The sequence below is a fragment of the Pseudarthrobacter sp. rb genome (assembly GCF_056389225.1).
The window spans coordinates 119247-143469 of record NZ_JBWJAR010000005.1; the positions used below are offsets into that span (position 1 = coordinate 119247).

The following is a 24223-nucleotide window of genomic DNA, read 5'->3' on the forward strand; positions in this document are numbered from 1 at the left end:
TAAAACCGGGTTCCCCGCCTGCCGGACGGCAGTGCGGGGAACTTGGCTTTGCACCCCGCATCCTTAATCCAGCTACGAATCGAAGGGCCGTCGAATGACCGCCACCTCCCTGACCAGTACCCAGGGCGCCGGGCGCGCCGGGGACAAAGTCTTCTCCGGCGCCACGCTGGCAGCCGGGTGCCTGATCCTCGCCGTCCTTTTCGGCGTCGCGCTTTTCCTGGTAGTCCAGGCGATCCCGGCGCTGACCGCGCCCGCGGACAAGATCCAGGGCGGCCAGGGCTTCTTCGCCTACATCTGGCCCATCGTGATCGGCACGCTCATCGCCGCCGCCATTGCGCTGGTGATCGCCACCCCCGTCGCCATCGGCGTGGCGCTGTTTATCTCCCACTTCGCACCCCGCCGCCTGGCCTCCGGACTCGGCTACGTGGTGGACCTGCTCGCCGCCATCCCCTCCGTGGTCTACGGCGCCTGGGGTGCCGCTTTCCTTGCCAAGGAGATCGCGCCGGCATACGGCTGGCTTGCGGCCAACATGGGCTGGCTCCCCATCTTCCAGGGCCCGGCCTCCAGCACCGGCAAGACCATCCTCACCGCCGGCATCGTCCTGGCAGTCATGGTCCTGCCCATCATCACCTCGCTGTCCCGCGAGATCTTCCTGCAGACCCCCAAGCTGCATGAGGAAGCTGCGCTGGCACTCGGTGCCACCCGCTGGGAAATGATCAAGATGGCCGTCCTGCCCTTCGCCCGGCCCGGCATCATCAGCGCCATCATGCTGGGCCTGGGGCGCGCACTGGGCGAGACCATGGCCGTTGCCCTGGTGCTCTCTTCCGGTGCCCTGACCGCCAGCCTGATCCAGTCCGGCAACCAGACCATCGCAGCCGAGATCGCCCTGAACTTCCCCGAAGCCAGCGGCCTCAAAGTCAGCACCCTGATCGCCGCCGGCCTGGTGCTGTTCATCATCACCCTGGCCGTGAACATGATCGCGCGCTGGGTCATTACCCGGCACAAAGAATTCTCGGGAGCCAACTAAATGACCTCCACGCTTACCCCCGTCCGCAGCAAGCGGTCGGCGCTTACCAAGGGCCAGCTGCCCAAGTTCGCACCCTATGCAGTGCTCGGTGGAGCGCTGATTGTCGGCGCCGCCATCCTTGCCCTGATCGGCTTCAACCCGTTCGGCTGGGGCCTGGTCTCCGCCATCCTGTTCGCTGTGGGCCTGGTGTCCTGGAGCGCCGCGGTGGAAGGCTCCCGCAAGGCCAAGGACAAGCTGGCCACCTGCCTGGTGGTCGGCTCATTCCTGGTGGCTCTGCTGCCCCTGGTCTCAGTGATCTGGACCGTGCTGGTCAACGGCATCCCCGGGCTCATCGACCCCGGGTTCCTCACCACCTCCATGAACGGCGTCACAGGCGCGTTCGACAACAAGGCCGTGGAAAGCGGTGCCCCCGTAATGGGCGGCATCTACCACGCCCTCCTGGGCACCGTGCAGATCACGCTGCTCGCCACCGTGATCTCCGTCCCCGTGGGGCTGCTCACGGCCATCTACCTCGTGGAGTACGGCAACGACGGCCGCCTGGCCAAGGCCATCACGTTCTTCGTGGACGTCATGACCGGCATCCCCTCCATCGTGGCCGGCCTGTTCGCTGCGGCGTTCTTCTTCGTGGTGGTGGGCCCGGGCACCAAGACCGGTGCGGTGGCCGCCGTCGCGCTTTCCGTGCTGATGATCCCCGTGGTGGTCCGCTCCAGCGAGGAAATGCTCAAGATCGTCCCCAACGAGCTCCGCGAGGCGGCCTACGCCCTGGGCGTCCGCAAGTGGCGGACCATCCTCAAGGTGGTCATTCCGACGGCGATCTCCGGCATCGCGTCCGGCGTCACCCTGGCGATCGCCCGGGTCATCGGCGAGACGGCGCCCATCCTGGTCACCGCCGGCTTTGCCACCAGCATCAACTCCAACGTGTTTGGCGGCTGGATGGCCTCGCTGCCCACGTTCATCTACACCCAGATCCTCAACCCCACCTCGCCGTCCAACCCGGACCCGTCCTCCCAGCGGGCGTGGGGTGCGGCCCTGGTCCTGATCATCCTGGTGATGGTCCTGAACCTGGTGGCGCGCCTGATCGCCAGGATCTTCGCCCCCAAAACCGGCCGGTAACCAGGCCTTCCTTCCGCCATACCGCGGCGGATCCTAGACTTCAATCCATACCCAGCAAGTGAAGGAACACCATGTCTAAGCGCATCGACGTCAAGGACCTGAACGTGTACTACGGCGACTTCCTCGCCGTTGAGGACGTCAGCATCAACATCGAGGCCAAGTCCGTCACCGCGTTCATCGGCCCCTCCGGCTGCGGAAAGTCCACCTTCCTCCGCACCCTGAACCGCATGCACGAGGTCATCCCCGGCGCGCGCGTTGAGGGCGAGGTCCTGCTGGACGGCGACAACCTCTATGGCCCAGGCGTGGACCCTGTAACCGTGCGCTCGCAGATCGGCATGGTCTTCCAGCGGCCCAACCCGTTCCCCACGATGTCCATCAGGGACAACGTGCTGGCCGGCGTGAAGCTGAACAACAAGAAGATCTCCAAGGGCGAGGCCGATGTCCTGGTGGAACGCTCCCTCAAGGGCGCCAACCTCTGGAACGAGGTCAAGGACCGGCTGGAGAAGCCCGGGTCCGGCCTCTCGGGCGGCCAGCAGCAGCGCCTCTGCATCGCCCGCGCCATCGCCGTGGAGCCGCAGGTGATCCTCATGGATGAGCCCTGCTCCGCCCTGGACCCCATCTCCACCCTGGCCATTGAGGACCTCATCAACGAGCTCAAGGACCAGTACACAGTGGTGATCGTTACCCACAACATGCAGCAGGCCGCGCGCGTGTCCGACAAGACCGCCTTCTTCAACATTGCGGGCACCGGCAAGCCGGGCAAGCTGATCGAGTACGGCGACACGCACACCATCTTCAGCAACCCCGTACAGAAGGCTACGGAAGACTACGTCTCCGGACGCTTCGGGTAAACCGCTGTTCCCGTTGGCGATCTACTGACCGGTTTAGTACGCTAATCGAGATACTTTCGCAACTAGTAGTAAGCCAGCTTAAGGAGTTTTGCCATGACGCAGACGGCCAGTGAACCCCTGGGCCCCCAGCTTACTGTTTCCGTAACCGGGGTGGACGCAGTGCAGGACGCTGTTGAACCGGCGCAGGCTTTCGCCGCTGCGGCGGGGCTGGCGGGACCCCTGGCCGCCGGTCCGCTGGCACCGGAGCTCGAACCGCACCTGGCCCTGGCCGCGTTCGGAGTTGAGGAAGCCATCGAGGAAGAGGATGTCCTGGCCGAGGTGTGGCGCACCAGCTCGCGCCTCGAAAGCATGCAGTGGGAACTGGACACCGCCCAGGAGTCCCTGCGGCAGGCTGTCCGCAAGGCTTCCGCTGCCGGAGTGGCGGACGGCGAACTGTGCAGCGCCGCCAACCTGACCCCGGAGGAGCTCGCCGCCGTGCTGATGGCCGCCGCCGTCGTCAGCCCTGTGGCGCTGGAGCTCTAGCAAAACCTTGAGGCGCGGCGGCCGCGGTGCCTATTCCGGGACCTCCAGCTGGAACCCGCAGTGGCAGCGCAGGACCCGGGTCGGCAGGGATACGGCGTTGAGCCCGCTGCCTGACCTGCTGCTGCGGTAGCAGAGCCGCTCTACCTCGAACTCCGCCTCTTCCATGGGGAAGCCGCAGTGGATGTAGTCGTCCCCGAAGAGGACCACCTGGGCCATCCAGCGGACCTGGTTCAGCGCGGCCGCGACGTCGGTGGCGTAGGCCGTGTGTTCCTGGAACAGGTCGCAGTCGTTGCACGTGTAGGACACCGTGACCAGGTCCCCGCCGGCAGCGCCGATGGCAGTAATGGCGTGGATGGTCAGCTGGTGCTCGGTTCCGCAGGCCTCGCACTGGGGTTGCCGGGGCTGTGGAAGGTGGCGCCGGGAATAGGAGGGAGACATGACGCCTGCTCTTTTCCGCGTTGTGCATCCAGGCCGCCGGGTGGCTGCAGCGGCGCCGCGTCCGCAGCCCTGCACACGGCGCGGACGCCGGTCCCCGGCACCGTTGACCGGGGGCGCACTTTCGAATCTACGTCACGGCGGATTCCCTGTACAGGGCAGCGCCGCCCCCGGCAGGCCCCGCCTAGGCGGAAATGGGGGAGAGGGCCAGCGCCAGCACGAAGCCCAGGGCGCACGTCGCCAGCGGGGTCAGCCCCCAGAGCCACAGGATCCGGATGACCAATTTTCGGTTGGTGACCGAAAAGTGCTGGTTCTCTCCGGCGCCGAGGGCACCGGCCGTGACGGTGTGGGTGGTGGAAAGCGGCCAGTGCAGCCCGATGGCGCCCACGAAGAGCATCAGCGCGCTGAAGGTCTGGGCGACGGAACCACGCAGGGGATCGATCCTGGTGATCTTGTATCCGATGGTGTGGGAGATCCGCCATCCCCCGAAAAGCGTCCCGGCAGTCATCATTACCGCGGAAAGTGCCGCAACCCAGGTGGGGATCCCGCCGTCGGAATAGCCTGCTGCCAGCAGGGCCAGCAGCAGCACCGCGCTGACGCGTTGGCCGTCCTGCAGGCCGTGGCCAAAGGCCACCGCGCCGGCGGCAACGGCCTGGCCCCGGCGGAAGCGCTGGTTCACCACGTTGGGCTGGGTATAGCGGGCCACCCACGTGGCCGGATACACCAGGAGGAAGGAGCCGCTGTAGGCCACCAGCGGGGACAGTACCAGCGGCAGGACCACCTGGAACAGGAGCGACTGGTCCACCCCTGCCACTCCCGGGCCCCCGATCGCCAGGCTGGCGAGGCCTGCGCCGGCGAGCCCGCCCACCAGGGCGTGGGTGGAGGAGGCAGGGATGCCGCGCCACCACATCAGGACGCCCCAGGCGCAGGCGCTGGCCAGGCCCGCCACCAGGATGGCCAGGCCGTCAGTGCCGGACGGAAGGTTGATCCAGGTACGGCTGACGGCGACGGCGAGCAGGGCGCTCAGGAGGGCGCCGACAAAGTTGAAGAACGCGGCGAGGAGCACGCCGACGCTGGGGGTGAGCGCCCGGTTCCGCACGGCCAGGGCCACCGAGGTGGACGCGTCGCGGAACCCGTTCAGGAAAGCAAACGCCGCGGCCAGCAGGACCACCGCGCCAAAGATGACTGCCGTCACGTCAGGATTCCTTGACGATGATGCTGCCTACCTGGGTGGCCACCCGCCGCATGTCCTTGGTGACCTCCACCAGCTGGTTGGCGATGTCCCGGTTGCGGGAGTACTGGGCCCACTTCATGTCCGCGATCATGTCCGCCACCCAGACGCGGTGGGTCCGTTCGGCCCGCTTGGCGAGGCGCAGGATTTCGATCCAGTAGTCCTCGAGGTCGTCCAGGTTATTGAGCCTGCGCATGGCGTCAACGGTCAGCTCGGCCTGCCTGCTGATGATCTCCAGCTGGTCCGCCGCGCGCTTGGGGAGGCGGTCCAGCCGGTAAAGTGCCACCAGCTCCGCCGCGGCGTCCATCTTTTCCATGGCTTCGTTGAGGTACCGGGAGAGGGCGTACATGTCCTCGCGGGGCAGCGGATTCACAAAGCTGGTGCGCATATGGGTCAGCAGCGCGAAATGCAGTTCGGCGGACTTGGCCTCGATGTTGTGCATGTCCTCAACGAGCTTGCCGTGTTCGTCCGCGGGTACGCCAAGGATCTCGGCCAGGGTGGCGGTGGCCAGCACGATCTGTTGTGCCATCTGTGAGAGCAGGTTCAGCCCTGCGGGCTCCTGTGGAAAAAGGCGCAGCTTCACGTGTTTACCGGTCTCCAGGACGTATCAAGGCGGGGGTTGCTGCCGTGTGACTTGACGGCGGCGCGCAACTGACGCTTACTCTACCGGCCCGTAACTGCACCCTCTGAATCGACCACCTGGCAGAGGGCAGAAAAATGGTGCCGAACCGGATACGCCTCTCGGCGGTAGGCCGCTCTAGGCGGCTAATTGTTGAAGCCCGGGGGTTTCGCGGCTCGGCACCGGTTTCAGTCTTCTACTTCACCCGGCCCAAGTCAATCTTGACAGCGGAGGCTTGGTTCGTCCCGGAAATCCGGTCCGCCGGGGGAAAGGACGCCTCAGTCCAGTTCGCCCAGGCGCCACGCGTTGGCCGCGTGTTCAAGGTCCTCGGCGGTCTTGACCAGCTGGTGGGAGTTGCGGGTCAGCTTGCTGGCGTGTGCCTCGTTGGCATGCTCGGCGCCGTCGGCGAGGGTGGCCTGGCCGAGCGCCACCACGCGGCAGAACGCGGCAGAGCGTTCCAGCGCGACGTCGAAATCGCCGTCGAACGCGCCGGAAAGGATGGCGTCCGCCATGGTGCGCATTTCGTCGGCGCCCGGTGGCTCAGCCGCGCCGGCCACCACGTTGGATACCTGGGCGGTGTCCCTGCCCGCGCGGAAGTAGACGGAGATGCGTTCGGGGTCCTGGACGGTGGCGGCACGGAGTGCGTAGAGCCGCCAGAGGGCGCCGGGAAGGGACCGGGCAGGGCTCTCCGCCCACATCTCGGCGATGGCGTCCAGGCCCTGTTCGTCCGCTAGCTTCACCAGGCGTTCGGTGATCACCGGATCGTCGCTGTCGCGGCCATGGCGGACCAGGGCCTGCGCGGCAAGGTGGGCAGCCTCCGACACGCGGGCGGGATCGGCACCGCCTGCGAAGGGCTCGAAGTCCATCGGAGCGAAGGGCTTGGGCTTATGGTGCCGGTTGCTGCCGCCGTACGGAGTTGTTCCTGCTTGCTCGCTCATGCCCCCCACGCTACTCCTGTGCCACAGCGGAAATCGAGCGTCCGCGGGGCTTGTCCGGTGACGGCAGCAGGGTCCCGGACCGCGGGGTTAAAACGTACGACGGCGGCGCCCGGGGCGTGTGCGAAGTGCCCGGAACCATGGGTTACAGTATTAACGTCCAGAAATGGATTGGGCCGTACGGGCAGGCACTGCGTGTTTGACCGGCCGGCAGGGGCCTTTAGCTCAGTTGGTAGAGCATCGGACTTTTAATCCGTGGGTCGTGGGTTCGAGCCCCACAGGGCCCACCCATCAAGACCGAGAGGGTCCGCCGCGAACGCGCAGGCGGGCCCCGTTCTTTTAAGCAACCCCGGTCACACAGCCACGACAGTCCCGTTCCGCGGCAGTCCGCCCGCGAATGAGACGGGAACCGCGGAAGCCTGTCCAGGATCTGCGGCGTCCATGGCCTGCACGTGCACATGCGGTTCGGTGCTGTTGCCCGAGTTGCCGCACCGTCCCACCGGCTCCCCGCTCCGGACCAGCTGGCCCGGCTGGACGCAGATGCTCCCGCGCTTGAGATGGCACAGCGCGATGAACACCCCGCCGACCTCGATGATCACGTGGTTGCCCGCCAGGCCCACCCACCCCTCCCGCACGCGCCGGGCCTGGGTTGCGGCATAACCGATCGAAGGAAAGCCGCGGAAAGCTGCATGGTCCGGCTCCCCGTCACGGGCGGCGCGGACCAGACCGGACGCCGGTGCCATCACAGCCCTGCCGAACCCTGCAAAGCGTTCCGGCTGCTCGGACCGGAACAGTGAGGCCAGGGTGACCGGCGCCGACTGCCCACTGGCGTCCACCGGTGTGAAGTCGATGGCGAAGCTCGTGGCAAAGAGCCGTGTCCCATGGCTGGGGACCCGGTCCGCCGGTGAGTTCTGCACCAGCCAGGTGCCCGTGAAGGGATAGGCCAGGTCAACCGGGCCTGCCGGATTCACGGTTCAGCGGCGGGGTCGTATTGGAAGGCGCGCAGCTCCTGCGGGCAGCGGCAGGCCACCGCGATCTTCGCAGCCCACTGCACCGCGGCGTCGTACGCGGGCAGTTCCAGCACCGTGTAGCCGCCCTCGATCTGCGCGGTCTGGGGGTAGGTGCCCGCACGTACGGTCCCGTCACCGCTGACGGTGACGGGCGGGACGCTCTCGTCAATGCCGCCCCCGAAAACCCAGACACCGGCGTCTTTTGCCTCCTGGACCACTGCGTGGGCGGCGTCTGCTACTTCCTGCAGCCCGCCGGCGGGGATGTCCATGGCGCCGCTGGGAAACGAGATCAGGTACTTGGTCATTCCGCCGGCTCCTTCTTCGCAAACGGTGGATCACCCTCATCCTTCCCACTGGTCCGCTGCCGCGCAAGGATTCAGCCGCACTCTTCACGGGCACCCAAGCCGGTGCCCCAGGCGGGCGCAACACGGGGAGCCGCAGGGACGGCAACAGGCACAATAGGCACATGGCAAAAACCAGCAAGGGCCGGATGCCGCGCCTGGAAGACGTGGCCAAGGTGGCCGGCGTCTCCCACCAGACCGTCTCCCGCGTGGTGAACAACCACCCCAACGTGAGCAAGGCGACCCGGGAAAAGGTTGAGGCGGCCATTGCCGAACTGGGGTACCGACGCAACACCGCGGCCCGGAGCCTGGTCACGCGGCGCTCGCAGACCATCGGCGTGCTGGCCAGTGAGCTCTCCCAGTACGGGCCCGCGAACACCCTGCTGGGGGTTGAACATGCGGCCCGCAACGCCGGCTACTTTGTCAGCATCGCGGCGTTGCGGGAAGTAAGCAGGGACGCCATCGCCGATGCGGTGGGCCACTTCATGGACCAGGCCGTGGACGGGATTGCGGTACTGGTCCCGCACGCGGACACCCTGGCCGTGCTGGAGCAGCTGAACCTTCCGGTGCCCGTGGTGGCCGTGGGCTCCGCCGGCAGCGCCTCCGTCAGCGGGGCCATGGTGGACCAGCGCGCGGGCGCCAGGCTCGCCGTCGAACATCTGGTCAAGGAGGGCCACCTGCGGATCGGGCATATCGCCGGCCCTCCGGACTGGACGGACGGTGCCGAGCGCGCGGAGGGCTGGCGCGCGGCGCTTCGCGAGGCAGGGCTGGACGAATCACTCCTGGTGGAAGGGGACTGGAGTGCGGGGAGCGGCTACGCAATCGGCCGCCGCCTGGCGTCCGGACTCACGGCCACGGCCATCTTTGTGGGGAACGACCAGATGGCCCTGGGCCTCCTGCGCGCGTTCACCGAGGCGGGCGTGAGGGTGCCCGACGACGTCTCCGTGGTGGGCTTCGACGACCAGCCCGAAGCGGGCTACTTCACGCCGCCGCTGACAACCGTTCGCCAGGACTTCGAGGAACTGGGGCGCCGCTGCATGGACATCATGCTCGACGAGATTGAGTCAGGTGCCGCGGTGAGCTCCACCGTGGTCCCGCCGCAGCTTGTCCTCCGCGCCAGCACCGCCGCCCCGGCGTCCGCTTAGAAGCCCGGGGAAACCGTCCGGGAAGCCGGCTTAAGCTGCGGAAGAAGAAAAGTTAAAAAATCTCCATGAATCTGCATCCAAATCCGGGCCTGCGCCGGTAGTAGGGGTGTCAGCAAAAAACGCCCGGCAGCCGGGCCGTTCAAGGAGATGGACATGCGCAACACAATCTTTACCGCAGGTGCCGGGGCGGCAGCCATTGCAGCCGCAATCGCCCTGGCCGGCCCCGCCAACGCAGCAGAAGGAGATGCCCAGCTCTCAGTGCTGCACGGCGTTCCCGGACTGACCGTGGACGTCTGGGTCAACGGCGACCGGACGCTGGACGATTTCACCCCGGGAACCCTCGCCGGTCCGCTGGCCCTTCCCGCGGGCACCTACGAAATTGCCATCACGGCAGCTGACGCAGCCGACGCGTCCGCCCCCGCCATCGGTCCCGTCAGCGTCAACCTGGCTGCCAATGGAAACTACACCGCAGCCGCCCACCTCGGCGCGGACGGCAAGCCCACGGCAAGCCTGTTCACCAATGACGTCTCCCGGATCGAGGCCGGCAAGGGCAAACTGACCGTCCGGCATGCCGCCGCCGCCCCTGCCGTCGATGTCCTGGCCGGCGGCACCGCCGTCGTCACCAACCTGGCCAACCCGAACGAACAAACCCTGACCCTCGATCCCGGCACGGTCCCGGCCGCCGTTGCCGCCGCCGGCACCACCACCCCCGTGATCGGCCCGGCAGACGTCACGGTGGCCGAAGGGACGCACACCATTGTCTACGCCTGGGGCAGCCTGGCGGACCAGAACCTGAAGCTGGCCGTTCAGACCATCGAGGGCCTGCACACCGCTCCGGCGTCGGTGCCCGGCGCCCTTGACGGTTCCGCAAATACCGGCGGGGCGGGCCCCGCAGTTGCCACAGCGGGGTTCGGCCTGGCAGCCCTGGCCCTGCTGGCCGGGGCGGTGGGCGTCAGCCGCGCCGTCCGCGCCCGGCGGGCCGAACTGTAGCCGCCACTCTGTAGGACCATCAGCGCAGGGGCCCGGCCGCACACCCGCGGACGGGCCCCTGCGCCGGCCCTTTTGTTCCCCAACCGATGTCTTCCTTGGAAGGAACTCCTCATGAACGGACGCACGACGCCGGAAGGCTGGTGCCGCCGCCGGCCTGCCTCAAGGGGTGCGGCAGCAGCGCTGGTGGTTGGGGTGCTGGTTCTCTCCGGCTGCGGTTCCGCCGCCCCGTCCAATTCCGGGCAGGCACCGCCCCCTGCGGCTGCAGCCAGTTCAGTGGCTCCGCCGGATTCCCCGCTGCCGCAGGCGGCCGCCCCTTCCAGTCCTGGCACCGCGCAGCCGGGGGACATCCCGCTCCGGCCAGCGACCCTGCCGGCGAATGCCCCAGCACCGGCACCCACTTCGCTCACCGTTGCCGGCACGGCCATTGATATGCCGGTGGTGCCCGGGGGAGTGTCCACCGCAGGAGCGATGGAGATCCCGGACGTGTTCGACCGTGCCGCCTGGTACAGGTTCGGCCCCGCCCCCGGGGCGGCCGAAGGCGCCGCCGTCATCGCCGGACATATCGACACCACCTCGGACCGCGCGCCCTTCTCCGCCCTGAAGTCGCTCCCGGCGGGAACCATCATCCGCGTGGGAAGGGACGGCGCCCCCGCGCTCAGTTACCGGGTAGTGGGCGTGGAGCTGATGGCCAAGGACAGGTTCGACGGCGCGTCCCTCTTCAGGCGGTCAGGGCCCCATGAACTCAAACTCGTCACCTGCGGCGGCAAATGGCTGGACGAGCGGATGGACTACAGCGACAATGTGATTGTCACCGCAGTCCCTGCCTGAACCGGTCCCCGCATGAACCAGTTCCTGCACAGCCGGTGGCCAGCCATGTATCTCGTCGCCGAAGCCGGGAGGGAGACGCCCGTGACGCTCCCAGGCCGCGCGTCCCCTGGATGGGATGACGGGCTCACCGCCTCTTTCCTGTCCGGCGATGAGCATGCACTGGCGGCGGCCTACCGCGAGTTCGCGCCGCTGGTCCATACGCTGGCCGTCCGGTCCCTCGCGGACCGCGCGGCGGCGGACGACGTGACCCAGGAGGTCTTCATCCGCGTGTGGCGCTCCCGGAACACCTTCAACCCGCAGGTGGCCCGGCTCCCGGCGTGGATTGTTGGCATCACGCGCAATGCCATCGCGGATGCCCAGCAGTCGTCGGCCCGCGAAGCGCGCAAAGCCTATGCCGCTGCGGGCGCCGGCATGGCCGGGGACGCGGGGGCCGGAACGGAGGCCGCGGAAACACTGGCGGACCGGCTGCTCCTGGACGGCGAACTGGAAAAGCTGGGTGAGCCCCAGGGGTCCATCATGAAGCTTGCCTTCTACGAGGACCTGACGCACGAACAGATTTCAAGGAAACTGGACCTTCCCCTTGGTACCGTCAAGAGCCACATCCGCCGCAGCCTGACCCACCTGAGAAGCAGATTGGAGGTTGACCATGCCGCATCTTGATCCGGAACAGTTGAGCCTCCTGGCGCTGTACAACGACTGGGATGACCCTGGCGGCCGGGAGCACCTCCTGGCCTGCCCCCAGTGCGCCGCCGACTACGCCGCCCTGCGGCGTGCCGTCGAAGCGGTGAAGACGACGCCGGACACCAGCCGGCTCTCCGTGCCCGGCCCCCAGGTCTGGGCGGGAATCCACCGCGAGCTTGGCCTGGGCGAGTGCGTCCGGGAGGACCCGCTCGCGGCGGCGGAGCCGGCGGAACCCGGGTCTGTGGGAGACGTTTCAGAGGAACGCGGGGCTGAGCGTGGCGGGGCTGATGGAGGTGCCGCAACACCTGCCGTCACGCCCGCACCCGGGGACGTGCCGCCGTCGAACATTGTCCCCCTCGGTGACAAAGCAATCGGCAGCCGGACAAGGGGAACCCGGACAAGGGGTGCCGGAACGGACAGTGCCCGGACGAGGGGCGCCTGGCAGCGCCCCGGAACGTGGCTGGCCACGGCGGCAGCTGCTGTCCTGGTGGTTTTCGGCGCCGTCTGGGCCCTCAACCGCCCGCCCCAGCCCCAGGAGCTGGCGGCAACGCAGCTGACCCCGCTCCCGCAGCACTCCGCGGCGGGATCGGCCAAAGTGGTGGAGGCCAAGGATGGTTCCCGCAGCCTGGAGGTCAGCCTGGACAAGGACGAAGCCAGGGGCTACCAGGAGGTGTGGCTGATCGCGCCGGACCTTTCCAAGCTGGTCAGCCTGGGCGTTATGAACTCCACCTCCGGAACGTTCCAGGTGCCTGCCGGCCTTGACCTGTCCCAGTACCCGGTGGTGGATGTCTCGGACGAGCCCATGGACGGCAACCCCGCCCACTCCACCATAAGTATTGCCCGGGGCACCCTCACATCCTGATCTGGGCCCGCGGACGCACCCGCTGAACAGGCGGAACCGGCAGCGGGTCAGCGGCCGAAGTGTGAGTGCGGCGCACCTTCCGGGAGCCGCTCCAGGATGTCCTCGGCCACCTTGCGCACCTTGATGTTCCGGTGGCTTGAAGCCTTGGCGAGGATGGCGAACGCCTCCTGGTAGGAGCACCTGTTCTGGGCCATGATCACGCCGCAGGCCACATTGATGGACGTGCGGCTGTCGAGGGCCGAGCGGAGGTCCGTGGCCAGTGACCGGGCAGTGTGCAGGTTGATGGCCATCTGGAGGCTTTTGGTTGCCAGCAGCGCGAAAGTGCGTGCCTCCGCGATGGCCTGGAGCGGAAAGGCCTTTGAATCCTGGGCGAAGAAGGCGAGGGCGGCCCTTGACTGGCCGAGTTCGCTGTTGCCGGGAATCCCGTCGTCGGCAGGAATCTCTGCGTCCAGGCGGAGCCTGACCGCGAGGGCGCTGCCAAACCCGGCCGCCTGCAGTTGGCCGGAATAGTGCTGCCAGCGGAAGTCCCCGTTCCTCTGGAGGACCGCCACGGGGTGGCCGCCGGCCATGACATCGGTCACCGGGCCCTCGGCCGTTTCCCGTTCCCACTCCAGCAGGCTGACTACCTCGTCGGTGGTGCCGGTGATGGCGGGACCACGCTTGGGTTGGTGGAGCACCAGGCCACAGCCGACATCTATTCCAGCGGTCCTGACCACGTGCGCGGCCGATGCAGCCACCAGCAGGTCCAGGGAGTCTGCCAGGGTCCGGGCGCCATTGACCAGGTCCAGCAGCAGAGCCGTGTTCCGTGGGTTTGCCTGCTCATGGCTGCCCTCCCCGGGCAGCGGTGCGTGGCCCCTCCGGGAGAGCGGAGGGGCAAGAGGGCCGGCGACGGCTGGGGGAGAGTCCTTGGTCTCGAAGGACTCCTCGTCGCCGGCCCCGCCTATCACCCGGGTCCGATGGACCGGGAAGCCTGCGCGGCCTATGTGTGGTGAACGATGCATTGCCAGTCTCACACCCCCCTAGTGAGCCAAGTACCAAGAGCCTGAAGGTCTTGTCTCTGTGAAAAACCTAATGGCCCTCCGGGCCCCGGTGAATGCGTAGCTGGTACCTGTTTTTTCGATTAGGTAGTACTTGGAGGTTCCGGCTCCTGCGCCGTTTTGAGCGTCGCCGCAGGTGGGACCGCCGCAGCGTCCTCCGGCCGCGGCTGGAACCTTCTGGCGGGACCGCAGGCCGAACCCTTGACTCCGGGACCAGCGCAACAAACAATGTTTTCTATAACGTTGCAGAAACTACCTGAGGATACCTTCGTGACCCAGCCACAACCCCCCGCAGCCAAAATCACCGTCGATCCGTCGTTCACGGTAGGTCCCGTCCGCCGTCGTACATTTGGCGCGTTCGTTGAGCACCTTGGCCGGTGCGTGTACACCGGCATCTTCGAACCGGAACACCCGGAGGCCGACGAGGACGGCTTCCGCAAGGACGTCCTGGAACTGACCCGTGAGCTTGGTGTTTCCACCGTGCGCTACCCCGGCGGCAACTTCGTCTCCGGCTACCGCTGGGAGGATGGCGTGGGCCCGGTGGACCAGCGTCCCGCCCGCCTGGACCTGGCCTGGCACTCCACTGACCCCAACACCGTGGGCGTGGACGAGTTCGCCAAGTGGTCGGCCAAGGCCGGCGTGGAACCCATGATGGCCGTCAACCTGGGCACCCGCGGCGTGCAGGAGGCATTGGACCTCGTGGAGTACTGCAACATCGACGGCGGGACCGCCCTCTCCGAGCAACGCCGCACCAACGGGGCCGGCAACGGCTACGGCATCAAAATGTGGTGCCTGGGCAACGAAATGGACGGGCCCTGGCAGATCGGCCACAAGAACGCCCTGGAGTACGGCCGGCTCGCGGCGGACACCGCCCGCGGCATGCGCATGATCGACCCTGACCTGGAACTCGTGGCCTGCGGCAGCTCCGGGCCCAGTATGCCCACCTTCGGGGAGTGGGAGCGCGTGGTCCTGACGGAAACCTACGACCTGGTGGACCTGATCTCGGCGCACCAGTACTTCGAGGACTTCGGCGACCTGCAGGAACACCTGGCTGCCGGGCACAAGATGGAAGCCTTCATCCGCGACATCGTGAGCCACATTGACCACGTGAAGTCGGTCAAGAAGTCCAGCAGGCAGGTGAACATCTCTTTCGACGAATGGAACGTCTGGCACATGAGCCGCGACGAGTCCAAGGTGCCCACAGGCAAGGACTGGCCCGTGGCCCCCGTCCTGCTGGAAGACACTTATACAGTGGCTGACGCCGTGGTGGTGGGGGACCTCCTGGTCACGCTGCTCCGGAACACCGACCGCGTCCACTCGGCCAGCCTGGCGCAGTTGGTGAACGTCATCGCACCCATCATGACCGAACCCGGCGGCCGGTCCTGGAAGCAGACCACCTTCCACCCCTTCGCCCTGACCTCCCGGCACGCCTCCGGCACGGTGCTGCAGCTCGCCGTCGAATCCCCCCTGGTCAGCGGCGGCACGACGACCGGCTTCGCGGCACTGTCCGCCGTCGCCACCTACGACCCGGACAAGGGCGAGGCCGTAGTGTTCGCAGTGAATCGATCAGCCGCCGATGCCCTGGCACTGGATGCTGCCGTAGCAGGCCTGGGTGATGTCCGGGTGGTGGAGGCCGTCACCTACGCCAACAAGGACCCTTACTGGCAGGCGAGTGCTGACGATTCCACGTCCGTCCTACCGTCGGAAAACGGCACGGTGAAAGTGGACGGGGGCCGGCTCACCGCTGAGCTTCCGGCAGTGTCCTGGTCCATGATCCGGCTGGCTGTGGAATCCTGACCCGGCGAAATTTCCCTGGGGGGTGCGCTTATGACGACGGCGGCCCGCAGGTGGGAGGATGGACGGCATGGAACTGCACATCACGGGGGACCCCGCCGCGGACAAGTTGTTGAATGAGGACGACTTCGCCCTCCTGACCGGCATGCTGCTGGACCAGCAGGTGACGATGGAATCCGCGTTCGCCGGGCCGGAAAAGATCCGGACCCGGATCGGGTCGCTGAAGCCCGAGGCCATTGCGGCGCACGATCCTGCGGCGTTCGTGGAGATGTTCAAGGAACGGCCCGCCGTCCACCGTTTTCCGGGCTCCATGGCTGCGCGCGTGCAGGCGCTCGCCGAAGCGGTCCAGAACGAGTGGGACGGCGATGCCGCCGCCATCTGGACCAAGGGCTCGCCGGACGGTGCCGAGGTGCTGCGCCGGCTCAAGGCGCTGCCCGGTTTCGGGGAGCAAAAGGCGAAGATCTTCCTTGCCCTGCTGGGCAAGCAGCGGGGCCTCGAGGCTCCGGGCTGGCGCGAAGCGGCAGGCCACTACGGTGAGGATGGCGCCTACCTGTCGGTGGCCGACATTGTGGACCCGGAATCCCTGGTCAAGGTGCGGGCCAGCAAACAGGCTGCCAAGGCGGCGGCAAAGGCAGGAAAAGAACGTTAATGGCAGTCACCATGAACGACGTTGCGAGGGCGGCAGGCGTCTCCCTCAAAACCGTTTCGAATGTCCTGAACGACTACGAATTCATCCGCCCCGCCACCAAGCAACGGGTGCAGGATGCCATCGCGGAGCTGGGTTACGAGGCCAACCTCACCGCCCGCAGCCTGCGGTCCGGCAAGACGTCCATGCTGGGCCTGGTCCTGTCCGACCTCTCCGCCCCCTACTATGCCGAGCTGGCGTCCAGGCTGATGAAGGCTGCCGCCCGGCACGGCTACCGGGTGATGGTGGAGCAGTCCGACGCCGAAGCCTCCGCTGAACTTGGCGCCCTTCAGGGGACCTTCCGGCAGCTCACCGACGGACTCCTGTTCACACCGCTGGTAGTGGACGCGGATGCGATTGCCGCGCGGGCGGGCAAGAAGCCGCTGGTGATGCTCGGCGAGCACATCGTGGATCCCCGTTTCGACCTGGTGACCATGAAGAATGAGGAAGCCGGGGCTGCGCTGACCAGGCACCTGCTGGCCGGCGGCCGCCGTCGTATCGCCGTGGTGGGAGCGAACACGGGGGAGTCCGCCGGGACTGCGGGCCTGCGCCTGAACGGGTACCGGAGTGCGCTGGCGGAAGCAGGCATCCCCTTCGACGCCGCGCTCGTGGCACCCGCTGAATGGCGGCGCGATACGGGTGCTGCCGCCGTCGCCGGTCTGCTGGAGAAGGGCGTGGAGTTCGACGCCGTCTTCGGGCTGAATGACGTACTGGCGCTGGGGGCCATGCATGAGCTACTGATCCGCGGCGTCAAGGTGCCGCAGGACGTGGCGGTGGCCGGTTTTGACGACATCGACGAGGCGCGGTTCGCATCCCCCTCCCTGACCACCGTCTCGCCGGGCATGGATGAGATCGCCGAGCGGTCCATCAGCCTGTTGCTGGAGCGGATCACCGGCCGCGAGCCCTCGGAACAGGGCGTGCACGTGGAAGCCGGGTTCGAACTGAAGGTCAGGGAATCCGCACCCTAGGGTTTCGCCGCGCTCCACGCGGGTAACTTTTCCTCACCACCCGCCGGCCCACCGGTTCAACGAGGAAAGGTGCCCACATGATTGCCCTCCTGGTCATCGACATGCAGAACGCATTCTTCGAAACGCCCGAACTGGCGGCCCAGCAGGACCGGGTGGTCAATGAGTGCAACCGGCTGCTGGAAGGCTTCAAGGCCGCCGGGCACGCGGCGCTCCTGGTCGGCACCGAACACGAGCGGGACAAGTCCACCTGGACCCTCAGCATGCTGGACGACGACCAGGGCTTCATTTTCCGCGGGAGCGCGCAGGCCCAGTCGGTGCCCGGGCTCATCAAGGAGGACCTGCCCCAGTTGAACAAGACCCGGGACAGTGCCTTCGTGGGAACCAACCTGCTGGCCCGGCTGCGGAACTGGGATGCCGACGAGGTGGTGCTCGCCGGAGTCTCCACGCACAACTGCATCGCCCAAACCGCAGCCGACGCATTTGCTCACAACATCCGGGTCACTTACGCCAAGGACGCGATGGCCTCCGAAGCCGACCAGGACGCTGCCGACATGCTCCGCATCCTCTCCACCACCTACCGCCAGCCCATCCAGTCCAGTGGCGAGATCCTTGCCCGGCTCAGCGGGGCGGAGTAGCCTCCCACCGTTGGGGCACATCCCCAGCTTTCGTTGATACTCCTGAAACCTGGCGGAAACGTGACCCGCCTACGCTGGCAGCACGCCGCAGGCCGTCGAAGGGAAACCCATGCATCTCATGCCGCGTGAGCAGGAAAAACTCCTGATCGTGGTGGCCGCCGACCTGGCCCGCCGAAGGCAGTCCCGCGGCCTCAAGCTGAACTACCCCGAGGCCGTGGCCATCATCAGCTATGAACTGATCGAGGGCGCCCGCGACGGCAGGACCGTGGCCGACCTCATGAGCTACGGCACCACCCTTCTCACCCGGGCCGACGTGATGGAAGGCGTGCCTGAGATGATCCACGACGTCCAGATCGAGGCCACCTTCCCGGACGGCACCAAGCTGGTCACCGTCCACAACCCCATCCGCTAAGGAGCGCGGCAATGATTCCAGGCGAGTACGTCCTGCGGCCGGAGCCCGTGACCGCGAATGCGGGCCGGGAGGCAATCGAGGTGGCCGTGACCAACACCGGCGACCGGCCCGTCCAGGTGGGGTCGCATTTCCATTTCGCCGAGGCCAACGCGGCCCTGGCCTTCGACCGCGAAGCAGCTTATGGCCGGCGCCTGGACATTCCCGCGGGAACGGCGGCCAGGTTTGAGCCGGGGGATTCGCGGAGCGTGCGGCTTATTGAACTGGCCGGGACCCGGGAGGTCTACGGGCTCAGCAACGCGGTCAATGGAAGGCTCGACGGCGGCACCCGCCAAAGCGGGCCTGTTACGGAAGGGGACGGCGAGTGAGCTTCGACATTCCGCGCCGGCAGTACGCGGACCTCTACGGCCCTACCACCGGGGACAGGATCCGCCTGGCGGACACCGAACTCTTCCTCGAAATCGAAAAGGACCTCACCGTGTACGGCGAGGAAGTGGTGTTCGGCGGCGGCAAGGTGATCCGCGACGGCATGGGGCAGAACGGCCAGGCAACCCGTGACGGGGACATTCCAGACAGCGTCATCACCAACGCCGTGATCCTGGACCACACGGGGATCTACAAGGCAGACGTGGCGCTGAAGGACGGCCACATCTTCCGGATCGGCAAGGCCGGCAACCCGCAGATCACCGACGGCGTGGACATCGTGATCGGCTCAAGCACCGAAATCATCGCGGGCGAGCGGAAAATCCTCACCGCCGGCGGCATCGACACCCACATCCACTTCATCTCCCCGGACCAGATCCCCACCGCCCTGGCCAGCGGCGTGACCACGATGATCGGCGGCGGCACCGGGCCCGCCGAAGGGACCAAAGCCACCACCGTGACCCCCGGAAGGTGGCACATCCAGCGGATGCTGCAGGCCGCCGAGGCGTTCCCCCTGAACATCGGCCTGTTCGGCAAAGGCCACGCATCCGCCGTCGAACCCCTCGCCGAGCAGATCCGCGCCGGTGCCATCGGGCTCAAAGTCCATGAAGACTGGGGCGCCACCACCTCCTCCATCGACACATCGCTGAGGGTCGCTGACGAGTACGACATCCAGGTGGCCATCCACACCGACACCCTGAACGAGTGCGGGTTCGTGGAAGACACCATCCGCGCCATCAACGGCCGGGTCATCCACACCTTCCACACCGAAGGCGCCGGCGGCGGCCATGCACCGGACATCATCAAGATCGCGGGCATGCCCAACGTCCTGCCCGCCTCCACCAACCCCACGCTCCCGTACACGCGCAACACCATCGAAGAGCACCTGGACATGCTGATGGTCTGCCACCACCTCAACCCGGACATCCCCGAGGACGTGGCCTTCGCCGATTCCCGCATCCGCGCCGAAACCATCGCCGCGGAGGACGTCCTGCAGGACCTGGGCATCTTCTCCATCACTTCCTCCGACTCCCAGGCCATGGGCCGGGTAGGCGAGGTGATCACCCGCACCTGGCAGGTGGCGGACAAGATGAAGAAGCAGCGCGGGATGTTGGAAGACAACGACGGCGGGGCGCACGGCAGTGCGGACAGCGACAACTTCCGGCTCAAGCGCTACGTGGCCAAGTACACCGTCAACCCCGCCATCGCACAGGGCATCGCTGATTCCGTAGGATCAGTGGAAGTGGGCAAGTTCGCGGACCTGGTGCTGTGGGACCCGGCATTCTTCGGCGTCAAACCGGAACTGGTGCTCAAGGGCGGGCAGATCGCCTACGCACTCATGGGCGACTCCAACGGGTCCATCCCCACCCCGCAGCCGCGCACCATGCGTCCCATGTTCGCCACCTTCGGCAAGGCCGTTCAGCAGTCCTCCATCACCTTCCTGTCCAAAGCAGCTATCGACGCCGGTGTGCCCCAGGAGCTGGGGCTGGAAAAGGTCATCCGGCCCGTCTCCGGAATCCGCAACCTCACCAAGGCCGACCTCAAGCACAACGACGCCACGCCCGACATCCAGGTGGACCCGGAAACCTACCAGGTGACGGTGGACGGCGAGGACGTCACCTGCGAACCGTCCGACGTGCTGCCCATGGCCCAGCGGTACTTCCTCTTCTAGAACCGCGAATTCCAGACCCCCGAAAGCAACCACATGATCATCGACAAAGTCTTGGGCAACCTGCACGACCTGCCGGACTCCGACCTCGCCGCCTACGCCGGCCTGCACCGCGAAAAAGTCGTCCTGCCCAGCGCCCAGCTGGTCAAACGCATCCAGCGCGCCACCACCGACCACGGCAAGGAAATCGGCATCCGCCTCCCCGCCGGGTCCGGAGACCTCCGCGACGGCGACATCCTCCACGTCGAAGAAGCCAACATGATCGTGGTGTCCGTCCTGCCCACCGACGTCCTGGTCATCGCGCCACGGACCATCCACGAAATGGGCGTCACCGCGCACTCCCTCGGCAACCGCCACCTCCAGGCACAATTCTTCGACGCGGACAGCGAATACGGGGCCTCCGTCATGGTGTGCGCCTACGACCACACCGTCGAGGACTACCTCCGCCACAACGCCGTGCCCTACACCCGCCAGGAACGCGTCATGCCTGTGCCCTTCCGCCATGCTGAACACTCGCACTGACTCTCACGCGCTGCGCGCTCTTACGGGTGCGTCCGCTTGGGACGCCGCGAGGGATATGGGGCCGTGCCCGCTTCGCGGTGCCCGCCACACCGCGGCCCCATATCCCTCGCGTCGCTTGGGTTTCGCGCCTTTGGGAGGCGCTTAGTGGGTGGGTATCAGCTTGCTCTTCAGCAGCTCACTGACTCTGCTTTGCCTACCGGGGCTTTTGCTCACTCCTTTGGGTTTGAGACGTACATCGATCGGGAGCTCGTTTTTGATGAAGGGTCTTTCGGGCTCTGGCTAGGTGCCTTCGTCGGCCAGCAGCTGACCTATTCCGATGGGTTGGCTGTCCGGCTTCTGTATGAGGGGGGTGAGCTTGGGGAGCTGGATTCGCTTTTGTCTGCCTCTCTTCTGCCGCGGCAGGTTCGGGAGGCCAGCGTGAAGATGGGCGGCCGCTTGCTCGAGATCGGGGCTGAGGTGTTTCCCTCGCCTGCGCTGGAACTGTACCGGGACCTGGTGGCCACGGGCCGGGCCGCCGGGCACCAGCCGCTGGCGTTCGCCGTCGTCGCCCGCTCCCTGGGTGTTCCGCTGCAGGAGGCGCTCGCCGCCTACCTCTTCGCAACCGTCACGTCCCTCACGCAAAACGCCGTCCGCGCCATCCCGCTCGGCCAGAACGCGGGGCAGCGGGTGCTGCGGAAAGCGCACGACGACGTCGCTGCCGCCATCGACGCGGTCGCGCGCCTCACGCCGGACGACCTCGGCGCCGTGAGCCCGGGACTGGAAATTTCGCAAATGCGGCACGAACGCCAGCGTGCCCGGATGTTCATGAGCTGACCGTGCTCGTGACCTAGGAGGAAACCATGACTGAACCCATCAAAATCGGTATCGGCGGGCCCGTCGGCGCCGGCAAAACCCAGCTCGTGGAGCGGCTCACCCGGCACATGAGCGGCGATATCTCCATGGCCGCCATCACCAACGACATCTACACTATCGAGGACGCCAAAATCCTCGCCGCCAACGGCATCCTGCCCGTGGACCGGATCATCGGCGTCGAAACCGGGGGCTGCCCGCACACCGCCATCCGCGAGGACACCTCCATGAACACCGCCGCCATCGAGGAACTCAAAGCCCGGCACCCCGATCTGCAGGTCATCTTCGTCGAATCCGGCGGCGACAACCTCTCCGCCACCTTCAGCCCCGAACTGGTCGACTTCTCCATCTACATCATCGACGTGGCCCAAGGCGAAAAGATCCCGCGCAAAGCCGGCCAGGGCATGATCAAATCCGACCTCTTCATCATCAACAAAACCGACCTCGCACCCCACGTCGGGGCAGACCTCGCCGTCATGGAACGGGACTCCAAGGAATTCCGTGGCAACAAGCCGTTCTGCTTCACCAACCTGAAGACAGACGAAGGACTCGACAAGGTCATCGACTGGATCCGGCACGACGTCCTGATGCTCGACCTGGCATGACGTCCAGCATTCCCCTTGTCAGGTCACCTTGGGCGGCGCCCGCGGATGAAGGGGGCCGTGCCCGCTCCGCGGTGCCCGCCACGCCGCGGCCCCCTTCATCCGCGACCGCTCATCGCCCAGGGCGAGGGCGATTGGAGCTGGGCATCAGCGTGCCCGGGCGACGGTCAGTGGCATCCCGACAGTTCCATGAGGGGGCGCTTCGGGTTCTCCGCCCTCACTACCTCGATGACTCCGGGCAGGTTTGCTATGTCGTCGTGAATCCTGGCGGGGCTTATCTTGGGGCGGATCTTTTCCTGATTGATGTGGAGGTGGGGGACTCTGCTTCTCTGCTGCTGACTACCCAGTCCGCCACCAAGGTTTACCGGACTCCGGGGTCCTTTGCCGAGCAGCGGATGGCTTTGCGGCTGGGGGAGGGGGCGCGGCTGGAACTCATGCCGGACCAGCTCATCGCCTACCGGGAAGCCAGCTACCGGCAGCGGACGTCCGTGACCCTGCAGCCCTCGTCATCGCTGGTCATGGCCGAGGTTGTGACGCCCGGATGGTCGCCCGACGGCGCCGCCTTCCGCTATGAGGAAGTGCGCCTGAGGAACCACATCTGTGTGGAAACTGGGACGGGCACCGAACTGCTGGCGCTGGACAACCTGCTGATCCGGCCGCCGCTCCACGACGTCACCGGGCTCGGGTTCATGGAAGGCTACAGCCACCTCGGATCGCTGGTGGTGGTGGACCCCCGGGTGGACCAGGCGCTCGCCGACGAACTGCACCTGCTGACCGCTGACCACCAGGCCCTGACCGGCATCTCGCTGACCCGCACTGTTTCGGGGACCACCGGGCTGGTGCTGCGGAGCCTCTCCAACAGCACCGACGAACTGAACCGCCTGCTTCGATCCTGCACGGACCTGCTGCGCGGACGCTGGTACGGCCAAGAACCGCTGGACCTGAGGAAGCACTGATGGCCGGCATCGCTGCGCTCTACCGGGACCGGGACTCGTTGCCGCTCCGGACCCGGGCGCTCTTCACCTTTGGCGCCGTGGCCGCACTGCACGCTGCCGCCGTCGTCCTTTTGCTTGCCGGAACCCGGACCGGGGGCGGCGGGGCGCTGTCCTGGGGACTTGTCCTCACCTCCTACTTGGCCGGAGTGAAGCACAGCTACGACTGGGACCACCTGGCCGCCATCGATAACTCCACCCGGAAGTTCGTGGCACAGCGGCAGCATCCGGTGAGTGTGGGCTTCGCGTTCAGCCTGGGCCACAGCTCGGTGGTGACCCTGGCCGGGGTGCTGGTGATCGCCGGTGCGTCCATGGTTGGCGGGCTGATGGAGGACGGTACTGCCGGGAACCTGGTGCTGGGGCTGATCGGCAGCGGTGTATCCGGGCTGTTCCTGCTGGCCATGGGGCTGTTCAACGGCTCGGCCTTCACCCGCTCGGCCGCTGCCTTCCGGCGCTCCCGGTCCGGATCAGCCATCGATCCCCGCGACCTGGAACCGCAGGGACTGGTGGCACGGCTGCTGGCCAAACCCCTCGCCAGGGTGCGCCGGCCCCGGAACATCTACGTGATCGGCTTCCTTTTTGGGCTGGGTTTCGATACCGCCACCACCATCGGGCTGCTGATGATGACGACGGCGGCGTCGCTGGCCGGGGTGCCCCCGTTCGCCCTGCTCGCCCTCCCGCTCGCCTTCGCAGCCGCGATGACGCTGTGTGATTCGGTGAACGGCCTGGTGATGATGCGGATGTACCGCTCGGCACTGGCTGACCCGCGCCGGAAGCTTGGCTTCAATGCTGTGGTGACGGGCATCTCGGCGGTCTCGGCCCTGTTCATTGCCGTGATTACTTTGGCCGGCTTCATTCACGCCGCATTCGGCCTGCATGATCCGGTGACGGCTTGGCTTTCATCGATCGACCTGGGCGACGCCGGCGTGCTGCTGGTGGCGCTGCTGCTGGCCGTCTGGGGCGGCGCCGCGCTGGCGTGGAGGCAGGCCCGGAACGGATAGGGGCGCGGAGCCGGCATCCACTGCCGGCGCCGCGCCCCCGTTGGGGT

General features: G+C 67.0%; 28 protein-coding genes and 1 tRNA gene. 22 read left to right on the top strand and 7 right to left on the bottom strand.

What is annotated here, in order from left to right; translation table 11 throughout:
- The first annotated feature begins 94 nt into the window (after positions 1 to 94).
- The 4 genes from pstC (at position 95) to ACWRN3_RS08845 (ending at position 3513) form a co-directional block, all read left to right on the top strand.
- On the top strand, positions 95 to 1027 hold the full coding sequence (pstC, locus tag ACWRN3_RS08830) for a phosphate ABC transporter permease subunit PstC (RefSeq protein WP_476740387.1): 933 nt from the start codon (positions 95 to 97) through the stop codon (positions 1025 to 1027).
- Complete coding sequence (pstA, locus tag ACWRN3_RS08835; protein ID WP_255174079.1) at positions 1028 to 2140, top strand: phosphate ABC transporter permease PstA; 1113 nt, start codon at positions 1028 to 1030, stop codon at positions 2138 to 2140.
- 71 nt (positions 2141 to 2211) lie between these two features.
- Positions 2212 to 2991, top strand: a complete 780-nt coding sequence (gene pstB / locus ACWRN3_RS08840) for a phosphate ABC transporter ATP-binding protein PstB (RefSeq protein ID WP_018763202.1) — start codon at positions 2212 to 2214, stop codon at positions 2989 to 2991.
- Positions 2992 to 3084: 93 nt separating this feature from the next.
- Entirely contained in the window at positions 3085 to 3513 is a 429-nt protein-coding gene (locus tag ACWRN3_RS08845) for a hypothetical protein (RefSeq protein ID WP_476740388.1), read from the top strand.
- Positions 3514 to 3543: 30 nt separating this feature from the next.
- Here ACWRN3_RS08845 and ACWRN3_RS08850 read toward each other — a convergent pair whose 3' ends face one another.
- The 4 genes from ACWRN3_RS08850 to ACWRN3_RS08865 all read right to left on the bottom strand — a co-directional run bounded on the left by ACWRN3_RS08850 (position 3544) and on the right by ACWRN3_RS08865 (position 6736).
- Complete coding sequence (locus ACWRN3_RS08850; RefSeq protein WP_324643828.1) at positions 3544 to 3951, bottom strand: hypothetical protein; 408 nt, start codon at positions 3949 to 3951, stop codon at positions 3544 to 3546.
- A gap of 181 nt (positions 3952 to 4132) precedes the next feature.
- Positions 4133 to 5143, bottom strand: a complete 1011-nt coding sequence (locus ACWRN3_RS08855; protein ID WP_255174083.1) for an inorganic phosphate transporter — start codon at positions 5141 to 5143, stop codon at positions 4133 to 4135.
- 1 nt (position 5144) lies between these two features.
- Entirely contained in the window at positions 5145 to 5762 is a 618-nt protein-coding gene (locus ACWRN3_RS08860) for a DUF47 domain-containing protein (RefSeq protein ID WP_255174084.1), read from the bottom strand.
- Between the two features lie 314 nt (positions 5763 to 6076).
- A complete protein-coding gene (locus ACWRN3_RS08865; protein ID WP_159634234.1) occupies positions 6077 to 6736 on the bottom strand; it encodes a hypothetical protein in 660 nt (219 codons plus the stop codon).
- 211 nt (positions 6737 to 6947) lie between these two features.
- On the opposite strand from ACWRN3_RS08865, the gene ACWRN3_RS08870 reads away from it, so the two are divergent.
- A tRNA-Lys gene (locus tag ACWRN3_RS08870) sits at positions 6948 to 7020 on the top strand.
- A 66-nt stretch (positions 7021 to 7086) separates the two neighbouring features.
- On the opposite strand, the gene ACWRN3_RS08875 is transcribed toward ACWRN3_RS08870, so the two are convergent.
- Together ACWRN3_RS08875 and ACWRN3_RS08880 are read right to left on the bottom strand one after the other, a co-directional pair.
- Complete coding sequence (locus tag ACWRN3_RS08875; RefSeq protein WP_476740389.1) at positions 7087 to 7704, bottom strand: M23 family metallopeptidase; 618 nt, start codon at positions 7702 to 7704, stop codon at positions 7087 to 7089.
- Positions 7701 to 8048 carry a YciI family protein gene (locus ACWRN3_RS08880; protein WP_255174087.1) on the bottom strand — a complete coding sequence of 116 codons (348 nt, stop codon included), beginning with the start codon at positions 8046 to 8048 and terminating at the stop codon, positions 7701 to 7703. Before ACWRN3_RS08880 ends, ACWRN3_RS08875 begins: the two co-directional genes overlap by 4 nt.
- A gap of 161 nt (positions 8049 to 8209) precedes the next feature.
- Here ACWRN3_RS08880 and ACWRN3_RS08885 point away from each other — a divergent pair, with 161 nt between their 5' ends.
- The 5 genes from ACWRN3_RS08885 (at position 8210) to ACWRN3_RS08905 (ending at position 12590) form a co-directional block, all read left to right on the top strand.
- On the top strand, positions 8210 to 9229 hold the full coding sequence (locus ACWRN3_RS08885; protein ID WP_324643831.1) for a LacI family DNA-binding transcriptional regulator: 1020 nt from the start codon (positions 8210 to 8212) through the stop codon (positions 9227 to 9229).
- 153 nt (positions 9230 to 9382) lie between these two features.
- On the top strand, positions 9383 to 10219 hold the full coding sequence (locus ACWRN3_RS08890) for a DUF4397 domain-containing protein (protein WP_476740390.1): 837 nt from the start codon (positions 9383 to 9385) through the stop codon (positions 10217 to 10219).
- A gap of 111 nt (positions 10220 to 10330) precedes the next feature.
- On the top strand, positions 10331 to 11047 hold the full coding sequence (locus ACWRN3_RS08895) for a class F sortase (RefSeq protein ID WP_476740391.1): 717 nt from the start codon (positions 10331 to 10333) through the stop codon (positions 11045 to 11047).
- 45 nt (positions 11048 to 11092) lie between these two features.
- On the top strand, positions 11093 to 11707 hold the full coding sequence (locus ACWRN3_RS08900) for an RNA polymerase sigma factor (RefSeq protein WP_476740473.1): 615 nt from the start codon (positions 11093 to 11095) through the stop codon (positions 11705 to 11707).
- A complete protein-coding gene (locus ACWRN3_RS08905; RefSeq protein WP_476740392.1) occupies positions 11694 to 12590 on the top strand; it encodes an anti-sigma factor in 897 nt (298 codons plus the stop codon). The genes ACWRN3_RS08900 and ACWRN3_RS08905 overlap by 14 nt, the downstream gene beginning before the upstream one ends.
- 47 nt (positions 12591 to 12637) lie before the next feature.
- Here ACWRN3_RS08905 and ACWRN3_RS08910 read toward each other — a convergent pair whose 3' ends face one another.
- Positions 12638 to 13591 (bottom strand): ANTAR domain-containing response regulator, encoded by a 954-nt coding sequence (locus ACWRN3_RS08910; protein WP_476740393.1) that lies wholly within the window; start codon positions 13589 to 13591, stop codon positions 12638 to 12640.
- Between the two features lie 264 nt (positions 13592 to 13855).
- Here ACWRN3_RS08910 and arfA point away from each other — a divergent pair, with 264 nt between their 5' ends.
- The 12 genes from arfA to ACWRN3_RS08970 all read left to right on the top strand — a co-directional run bounded on the left by arfA (position 13856) and on the right by ACWRN3_RS08970 (position 24176).
- Positions 13856 to 15424, top strand: coding sequence for an arabinosylfuranosidase ArfA (gene arfA / locus ACWRN3_RS08915; protein WP_476740394.1), 1569 nt, complete (start codon positions 13856 to 13858; stop codon positions 15422 to 15424).
- Positions 15425 to 15482: 58 nt separating this feature from the next.
- Positions 15483 to 16070, top strand: a complete 588-nt coding sequence (locus ACWRN3_RS08920; protein WP_476740395.1) for an HhH-GPD-type base excision DNA repair protein — start codon at positions 15483 to 15485, stop codon at positions 16068 to 16070.
- Entirely contained in the window at positions 16070 to 17074 is a 1005-nt protein-coding gene (locus tag ACWRN3_RS08925) for a LacI family DNA-binding transcriptional regulator (protein WP_476740396.1), read from the top strand. The genes ACWRN3_RS08920 and ACWRN3_RS08925 overlap by 1 nt, the downstream gene beginning before the upstream one ends.
- A gap of 77 nt (positions 17075 to 17151) precedes the next feature.
- Positions 17152 to 17709 (top strand): cysteine hydrolase family protein, encoded by a 558-nt coding sequence (locus ACWRN3_RS08930; RefSeq protein ID WP_476740397.1) that lies wholly within the window; start codon positions 17152 to 17154, stop codon positions 17707 to 17709.
- Between the two features lie 109 nt (positions 17710 to 17818).
- Complete coding sequence (locus ACWRN3_RS08935) at positions 17819 to 18121, top strand: urease subunit gamma (protein ID WP_324643838.1); 303 nt, start codon at positions 17819 to 17821, stop codon at positions 18119 to 18121.
- A gap of 11 nt (positions 18122 to 18132) precedes the next feature.
- Positions 18133 to 18486, top strand: a complete 354-nt coding sequence (locus tag ACWRN3_RS08940) for an urease subunit beta (RefSeq protein WP_476740398.1) — start codon at positions 18133 to 18135, stop codon at positions 18484 to 18486.
- Positions 18483 to 20213 carry an urease subunit alpha gene (gene ureC / locus ACWRN3_RS08945; RefSeq protein WP_476740399.1) on the top strand — a complete coding sequence of 577 codons (1731 nt, stop codon included), beginning with the start codon at positions 18483 to 18485 and terminating at the stop codon, positions 20211 to 20213. Before ACWRN3_RS08940 ends, ureC begins: the two co-directional genes overlap by 4 nt.
- 33 nt (positions 20214 to 20246) lie before the next feature.
- On the top strand, positions 20247 to 20732 hold the full coding sequence (gene ureE / locus ACWRN3_RS08950; RefSeq protein WP_324643841.1) for an urease accessory protein UreE: 486 nt from the start codon (positions 20247 to 20249) through the stop codon (positions 20730 to 20732).
- Positions 20733 to 20876: 144 nt separating this feature from the next.
- Positions 20877 to 21545, top strand: a complete 669-nt coding sequence (locus ACWRN3_RS08955; RefSeq protein ID WP_324643842.1) for an urease accessory protein UreF — start codon at positions 20877 to 20879, stop codon at positions 21543 to 21545.
- Positions 21546 to 21571: 26 nt separating this feature from the next.
- The gene (gene ureG / locus ACWRN3_RS08960) at positions 21572 to 22186 is read left to right on the top strand and encodes an urease accessory protein UreG (RefSeq protein WP_110542400.1); all 615 of its coding nucleotides are present in this window, start codon (positions 21572 to 21574) and stop codon (positions 22184 to 22186) included.
- A complete protein-coding gene (locus ACWRN3_RS08965; protein WP_476740400.1) occupies positions 22183 to 23139 on the top strand; it encodes an urease accessory protein UreD in 957 nt (318 codons plus the stop codon). The genes ureG and ACWRN3_RS08965 overlap by 4 nt, the downstream gene beginning before the upstream one ends.
- A complete protein-coding gene (locus ACWRN3_RS08970) occupies positions 23139 to 24176 on the top strand; it encodes a HoxN/HupN/NixA family nickel/cobalt transporter (RefSeq protein ID WP_476740401.1) in 1038 nt (345 codons plus the stop codon). The genes ACWRN3_RS08965 and ACWRN3_RS08970 overlap by 1 nt, the downstream gene beginning before the upstream one ends.
- The last annotated feature ends 47 nt before the right edge of the window (positions 24177 to 24223 follow it).

What these genes read in the sequence shown, in the direction of transcription:
- ACWRN3_RS08850 (WP_324643828.1), bottom strand. Translation starts at nt 3,951, where the DNA reads ATGTCTCCCTCCTATTCCCGGCGCCACCTTCCACAGCCCCGGCAACCC.
- pstB (WP_018763202.1), top strand. Translation starts at nt 2,212, where the DNA reads ATGTCTAAGCGCATCGACGTCAAGGACCTGAACGTGTACTACGGCGAC.
- ACWRN3_RS08920 (WP_476740395.1), top strand. Translation starts at nt 15,483, where the DNA reads ATGGACGGCATGGAACTGCACATCACGGGGGACCCCGCCGCGGACAAG.
- ACWRN3_RS08905 (WP_476740392.1), top strand. Translation starts at nt 11,694, where the DNA reads ATGCCGCATCTTGATCCGGAACAGTTGAGCCTCCTGGCGCTGTACAAC.
- ACWRN3_RS08910 (WP_476740393.1), bottom strand. Translation starts at nt 13,591, where the DNA reads ATGCATCGTTCACCACACATAGGCCGCGCAGGCTTCCCGGTCCATCGG.
- ACWRN3_RS08900 (WP_476740473.1), top strand. Translation starts at nt 11,093, where the DNA reads ATGTATCTCGTCGCCGAAGCCGGGAGGGAGACGCCCGTGACGCTCCCA.
- ACWRN3_RS08845 (WP_476740388.1), top strand. Translation starts at nt 3,085, where the DNA reads ATGACGCAGACGGCCAGTGAACCCCTGGGCCCCCAGCTTACTGTTTCC.
- ACWRN3_RS08965 (WP_476740400.1), top strand. Translation starts at nt 22,183, where the DNA reads ATGACGTCCAGCATTCCCCTTGTCAGGTCACCTTGGGCGGCGCCCGCG.
- ACWRN3_RS08970 (WP_476740401.1), top strand. Translation starts at nt 23,139, where the DNA reads ATGGCCGGCATCGCTGCGCTCTACCGGGACCGGGACTCGTTGCCGCTC.
- pstC (WP_476740387.1), top strand. Translation starts at nt 95, where the DNA reads ATGACCGCCACCTCCCTGACCAGTACCCAGGGCGCCGGGCGCGCCGGG.
- ureG (WP_110542400.1), top strand. Translation starts at nt 21,572, where the DNA reads ATGACTGAACCCATCAAAATCGGTATCGGCGGGCCCGTCGGCGCCGGC.
- ureE (WP_324643841.1), top strand. Translation starts at nt 20,247, where the DNA reads ATGATCATCGACAAAGTCTTGGGCAACCTGCACGACCTGCCGGACTCC.
- ACWRN3_RS08880 (WP_255174087.1), bottom strand. Translation starts at nt 8,048, where the DNA reads ATGACCAAGTACCTGATCTCGTTTCCCAGCGGCGCCATGGACATCCCC.
- ACWRN3_RS08865 (WP_159634234.1), bottom strand. Translation starts at nt 6,736, where the DNA reads ATGAGCGAGCAAGCAGGAACAACTCCGTACGGCGGCAGCAACCGGCAC.
- ACWRN3_RS08895 (WP_476740391.1), top strand. Translation starts at nt 10,331, where the DNA reads ATGAACGGACGCACGACGCCGGAAGGCTGGTGCCGCCGCCGGCCTGCC.
- pstA (WP_255174079.1), top strand. Translation starts at nt 1,028, where the DNA reads ATGACCTCCACGCTTACCCCCGTCCGCAGCAAGCGGTCGGCGCTTACC.
- ACWRN3_RS08885 (WP_324643831.1), top strand. Translation starts at nt 8,210, where the DNA reads ATGGCAAAAACCAGCAAGGGCCGGATGCCGCGCCTGGAAGACGTGGCC.
- ACWRN3_RS08940 (WP_476740398.1), top strand. Translation starts at nt 18,133, where the DNA reads ATGATTCCAGGCGAGTACGTCCTGCGGCCGGAGCCCGTGACCGCGAAT.
- ACWRN3_RS08925 (WP_476740396.1), top strand. Translation starts at nt 16,070, where the DNA reads ATGGCAGTCACCATGAACGACGTTGCGAGGGCGGCAGGCGTCTCCCTC.
- ACWRN3_RS08930 (WP_476740397.1), top strand. Translation starts at nt 17,152, where the DNA reads ATGATTGCCCTCCTGGTCATCGACATGCAGAACGCATTCTTCGAAACG.
- ACWRN3_RS08890 (WP_476740390.1), top strand. Translation starts at nt 9,383, where the DNA reads ATGCGCAACACAATCTTTACCGCAGGTGCCGGGGCGGCAGCCATTGCA.
- arfA (WP_476740394.1), top strand. Translation starts at nt 13,856, where the DNA reads ATGTTTTCTATAACGTTGCAGAAACTACCTGAGGATACCTTCGTGACC.
- ACWRN3_RS08935 (WP_324643838.1), top strand. Translation starts at nt 17,819, where the DNA reads ATGCATCTCATGCCGCGTGAGCAGGAAAAACTCCTGATCGTGGTGGCC.